The organism is Nioella sp., from assembly GCF_964229645.1.
In the GTDB taxonomy this organism is placed as follows: domain Bacteria; phylum Pseudomonadota; class Alphaproteobacteria; order Rhodobacterales; family Rhodobacteraceae; genus Nioella.
Genome location: NZ_CAXREX010000186.1, coordinates 1 through 4,802, shown reverse-complemented (window position 1 = coordinate 4,802; position 4,802 = coordinate 1). Strand labels below are relative to the sequence as shown.

General features: G+C 66.7%; 5 protein-coding genes. 3 read left to right on the top strand and 2 right to left on the bottom strand.

Going from position 1 to position 4,802, the window contains the following annotated elements:
• Window positions 1-84: 84 nt before the first annotated feature.
• Window positions 85-1,446, bottom strand: a complete 1,362-nt coding sequence (rimO, locus tag ACEQXV_RS12625; protein WP_370269497.1) for a 30S ribosomal protein S12 methylthiotransferase RimO — start codon at window positions 1,444-1,446, stop codon at window positions 85-87.
• Between the two features lie 108 nt (window positions 1,447-1,554).
• On the opposite strand from rimO, the gene ACEQXV_RS12620 reads away from it, so the two are divergent.
• The 3 genes from ACEQXV_RS12620 to ACEQXV_RS12610 all read left to right on the top strand — a co-directional run bounded on the left by ACEQXV_RS12620 (window position 1,555) and on the right by ACEQXV_RS12610 (window position 4,450).
• A complete protein-coding gene (locus ACEQXV_RS12620) occupies window positions 1,555-1,857 on the top strand; it encodes a DUF4389 domain-containing protein (RefSeq protein ID WP_370251854.1) in 303 nt (100 codons plus the stop codon).
• Between the two features lie 111 nt (window positions 1,858-1,968).
• Window positions 1,969-3,966, top strand: a complete 1,998-nt coding sequence (locus ACEQXV_RS12615) for an AsmA family protein (RefSeq protein ID WP_370269496.1) — start codon at window positions 1,969-1,971, stop codon at window positions 3,964-3,966.
• Window position 3,967: 1 nt separating this feature from the next.
• Complete coding sequence (locus ACEQXV_RS12610) at window positions 3,968-4,450, top strand: transglycosylase SLT domain-containing protein (protein ID WP_370269495.1); 483 nt, start codon at window positions 3,968-3,970, stop codon at window positions 4,448-4,450.
• A gap of 100 nt (window positions 4,451-4,550) precedes the next feature.
• On the opposite strand, the gene ACEQXV_RS12605 is transcribed toward ACEQXV_RS12610, so the two are convergent.
• Window positions 4,551-4,802 (bottom strand): GcrA family cell cycle regulator (locus ACEQXV_RS12605; protein WP_370269494.1); only part of this gene is annotated, 252 nt, incomplete at its 5' end.

Here is a 4,802-nt window from a genome sequence, read left to right as displayed (position 1 = left end):
TGTGGCAGGGATAAAGTGGCTGACGGAAAGGTCCGGATCGCCCCCGCGCGCGTCGGGGGTGGCGGTTGATGTGGAATCCTGGGCCTAGGCCGTCAGTTGCCCCCACAAATCATACTCACTCGCCTCATCCACCTCGACCGTCACGATATCCCCCGCTGACAACCCCTCAAACCCTTCATCAATAAACAGGTTCCCGTCGATCTCGGGCGCGTCGGCTTTCGTCCGGCAGGTGGCGCCTTCGTCGTCCACCTCGTCGACGATGACCTCCAGTCGCGTGCCCACCTTGGCGGCGAGTTTCGCCTCGGAAATCGCCTGCGCCTTTTCCATGAAGCGGTGGAAGCGGTCGTCTTTCACCTCTTCGGCCACATGATCGGGCAGGTCGTTGGACCGGGCGCCAGCCACGTTTTCGTATTTGAAGCAGCCGACGCGATCCAGTTGCGCCACGTCGAGCCAATCGAGCAGCGTCTGGAATTCTTCCTCGGTCTCGCCGGGATAGCCCACGATGAAGGTGGAGCGCAGGGTGATCTCGGGGCAGTCGGCGCGCCAGGCGGCGATTTCATCCAAAGTGCGCGCGGCGGCGGCGGGGCGGGCCATGCGCTTGAGCGTTTCGGGATGAGCATGCTGGAAGGGGATATCCAGGTAGGGCAGGATCAGGCCTTCCGCCATGGCGGGGATCATCTCTCGCACATGGGGGTAGGGGTAGACGTAGTGCATCCGGACCCATGCGCCCAATGACCCCAGGTCGCGGGCGAGCGGCAGGATCGGGAACTTGTCGTCGCGGTCCTTCCAGTCGGTTCCATAGGCGGAGGTGTCCTGGGAGATGACGAGCAGTTCCCTGACGCCCGCTTCAACCAGCTTCTCGGCCTCGCGCATCACGGCCTTATGGGGGCGGCTGGCGAGGCGACCGCGCATGTCGGGGATGATGCAGAACTTGCACTTGTGGTTACAGCCCTCGGAGATCTTGAGGTAGCTGTAATGGCGCGGGGTGAGGGAGACGCCGCGCGCGGGAAGCAGGTCGATGAACGGATCGGGCGAGGGCGGCACGACCTTGTGCACGGCATCGAGCACCTGTTCATATTGATGTGGGCCGGTGACGGCCAGAACCGTGGGATGGGTGCCGGTGATGGTCTCGGGCTCGGCCCCCATGCAGCCGGTGACGATGACCTTGCCGTTTTGCTGCAGCGCCTCGCCGATGGCCTCGAGGCTCTCCATCTTGGCGGAGTCGAGAAAGCCGCAGGTGTTGACGATGACCGCTTCCGCGCCCGCGTACTCGGGCGAGATCGCGTAGCCCTCGGCCCGAAGCCGCGTCAGGATGCGTTCGCTGTCCACCAGCGCCTTGGGGCAGCCGAGGCTGACCATGCCGATGGTGGGCTGGCCGGGGCGGCGGTCGTCGGGAACGCTCGCGCGGGCGAGGTCGGGGCGGAGATCGGGCGGGTTCTGGGTCATGGCCGGGCTGATACATCGGCCTTGGCGGCGAGGGAAGGGATTTCGCCACTTGCGCTGGGGCGGGGTCTTCCCATGTGATAGGGTCAGGATGACAGATCGGGGGCAGAGATGACCGGAGACGACGACGACCGCTACCAGGGCCGGATCCACGGCGAACAGTTCGCGACCGAGCCGGACCCGATCGGGATGCGGCTGGTTTACATGATCCTGATCGCGATCATGATCTCGGTCGCGCAGACGATCCTGGGGATCGCGACCCTGATCCAGTTCGTCATCCTTCTGATCAACAAGCAGCCCAACGAGCGGCTGGCCGATTTCGGCACCGACCTGGGCGTCTGGGTGGCCAAGGCCGCGCGCTACCAGACGGCGGCGAGCAACGTGAAGCCCTGGCCCTGGACCGAGCTGGACTGACCCCCGGCCATCGGCGGCATTCCCCCGCAGGGGCGACCGGGCGGCGATTTCGCTGGTTCCGGGGCACTTTCGCGCGCTAGGATTCGCACCGGGCAGACAAGGAGAGCAGGCATGCGCTGGATCGTGCGGCTGATCGGGTTGATCGTGGTGTTGGCGGTTGTGGCCGTGGGCACGCTGTTTCTCATTCCAACCGAGCGGATCGGCACCCTGGTGGGTGAACAGTTCGAGCGCGCGACCGGGCGCAGCCTGTCGATCGCGGGCGACATCCGGCCCTCGCTCTTCCCCACGCTGGGCGTGCGGGTCGAGGGCGTCGAGATGGGCAACCCGGCCTGGGTCGAGGATGGGCCGCTGATCCGGGCGGAACGGCTCAACGTGGGGGTCGATCTCTGGGCGCTTTTCTCCGGATCGGTGCGGGTGCAGCGCTTCGAACTCGTGCGCCCCGACATCGTGCTGGTCAGCCGGGCCGACGGGGCCGTGAGCTGGGATTTCTCTGCCGGTGAGGGTATCGAGGCCGCGTCCGAGGACAGTGCCGAAGGCGGGCCCGGCAGCGGCGGCCTTGGCAGTTTCACGCTGGACCTGGCCGAGATCACCGACGCGTCGCTCCTTTATCGGGACGAGGCGGCAGGGACCGAACTGCGCGTCGAGGCGTTGAGCCTGACCCTGCGGCTGCCCTCGGCAGAGGGGCTGGCCGATCTCGACGGCGAGGGCACGATGAACGGGGCGACCGTTTCGGTCGCAGCCGCGATCGACGGGGTTGGTCCGCTGCTGGAAGGCGAAGTGCGTCCGGTGTCGCTGACGCTCGACTGGGCGGGCGGCGAAGCCGGGTTCGACGGCCGCGTGGGGCTTGCGCCCCTGGGCGTTGACGGGACGGTGCACCTTGATGCCACCGATCTTGGCCCGGTGATGGCCCTGGCGGGCCAGGGCGCGCCCGAACTGCCGGAGGGGCTGGGGCGCGACCGGCTGGCGCTGGACGGTGCGTTCACGCTGGCCTCGGAAGGCTCGGCCCATCTGCGCGATGCGCGCTTTACCTTCGACGGCAACAGCCTGTCGGGCGATATCGACGTGATCCCGGGCGATGAGCGCCCGCTGATCCGGGCGGCGCTGAGCGGGGGCGTTCTGGACCTGTCCGGCCTGACCGAAGGCGGGGATGCCGGCGCAGCCGGATCGGAAGGGTCCGGGGCGACGGGCTGGTCGCGCGAGACCATCGACGTGAGCGGCCTGCACGCGGTTGATGCCGAAGCGGCGCTGGCCCTGGACGGGCTTGACCTGGGCATCCTGACCTTCGGCGCGGTCGATCTGCGCGCCACCCTGACCGCCGGTCGGCTGGTGCTCGATCTGCGCAACCTGTCTGCCTACGAGGGCGCGATCACCGGGCAATACGTCGTCAACGGGCGCGGGGGGCTGTCGATGGGCGGCAACCTGAACGTGGCGGGGGTGCGGCTTAGCCCGCTCTTGTCGGATTTCGCCGACTGGGACCGGCTGGAAGGCACCGGCGATGCGCGGTTCGACTTCCTGATGGTCGGCAATGACATGCACGCGCTGATGAACTCTCTCTCCGGCTCGGGCGAGCTGTCGCTTGGCGAAGGGGCGATCCTGGGCCTCGATATCGGCGGGATGATCCGCAACCTCGACACCTCCTATCGTGGAGAGGGCCAGCGCACGGTCTATGAAAGCATCACCGCAAGCTTTGCCATGGATGGCGGTATCGTGACCAATGAGGACCTTCTGATGACCGCGCCCTACGGAGAGCTCACGGGGGCCGGCACGGTCTCTGTCGGGCAGCAGGCGATGGATTACACGGTGATCCCCCGCATCCTTTACGGGGAAGGGTCGGAGGGCGGCGTGCGCGTGCCGCTGCGCATTCGCGGGCCGTGGAGCAACCTGAGCTACAGCCTCGACCTCGAAGCGCTGGCGCAGCAGGAATTGCAGGAGGAACTGGACGCGCTGGAAGAGCGGGCGACGCAGGCCGTGACCGATGCCGTGACCGAGGCGCTTGGTGTCGAGGTGGAGGAAGGCCAGTCGGTCGAGGATGCGGCTGTCGACAGCCTTGAAGACCGGCTGCGCGAGGAAGCGGCGGAGCAGTTGAACCGGCTTTTGGGAGGCAACTGAGATGGGCCGCCTTGTGCTGGTGCTGGTCATGCTGCTGCTGTCGGCCTGTGGCGGCGGGCGCGAGGCGGCGGTCAGCCGGGGCGAGCCCCCGCTTTACCCCAATGAAACGCCCGAGCTGCGGCGGCTCATCAACCATTATGCCGATCTCTACGAGGTGCCCGCGCCGCTGATCCATCGGCTGATCGACCGGGAAAGCGACTACCGCGCACATCTGCGGGCAGGGCCCTATTACGGGCTGTTGCAGATGTTGCCGGAAACCGCGCGCACCATGGGCCACCGTGGGCCGGCAGGCGAGTTGCTCGATCCGGACGTGAGCCTGCGCTACGGCGTGCGCTACCTGCGCGGGGCCTACTTGCTGGCGGGGGGCGATTTCGACGGCGCGATCGGGCGCTACGCGCGCGGCTACTACTACGAGGCGCGGGATCGCTGCATGTTGGTGGAAACCGGGCTGGCAGAGCGCGAGATGCGTGGCTGCCGGAGCTGAAGCAGCAGAATTTTCCGGAAAATTCTGCTGCTGAGGATTTGAAGAGTTTTCCTGAAAACTCTTCTTTCAGGCGTTAGAAAAGTCTTCTGGAAGACTTTTCTCAGCGGCGCCGGTCGCGGCGCGAGGACATGGGCTGGAAGGCCACGCCCACATGCGCGTCGCAATAGGGTTTGCCCTGCTGCACCGGCAGGCCGCAGAAGTAGAAATCATCGGTGGCAGGATCGCCGATCGGCCATTTGCAGGTGCGCTCGGTCAGTTCCATGAGGCTGATGCGCTTGGCATGTTTCTCGACCTCGTTGACCTTGGCCAGCGCCTCGGGGCTGATCTCGTTGGCCGAGGGCTGCGGCGGCAG

What these genes read in the sequence shown, in the direction of transcription:
- ACEQXV_RS12615 (WP_370269496.1), top strand. Translation starts at nt 1,969, where the DNA reads ATGCGCTGGATCGTGCGGCTGATCGGGTTGATCGTGGTGTTGGCGGTT.
- ACEQXV_RS12620 (WP_370251854.1), top strand. Translation starts at nt 1,555, where the DNA reads ATGACCGGAGACGACGACGACCGCTACCAGGGCCGGATCCACGGCGAA.
- ACEQXV_RS12610 (WP_370269495.1), top strand. Translation starts at nt 3,968, where the DNA reads ATGGGCCGCCTTGTGCTGGTGCTGGTCATGCTGCTGCTGTCGGCCTGT.
- rimO (WP_370269497.1), bottom strand. Translation starts at nt 1,446, where the DNA reads ATGACCCAGAACCCGCCCGATCTCCGCCCCGACCTCGCCCGCGCGAGC.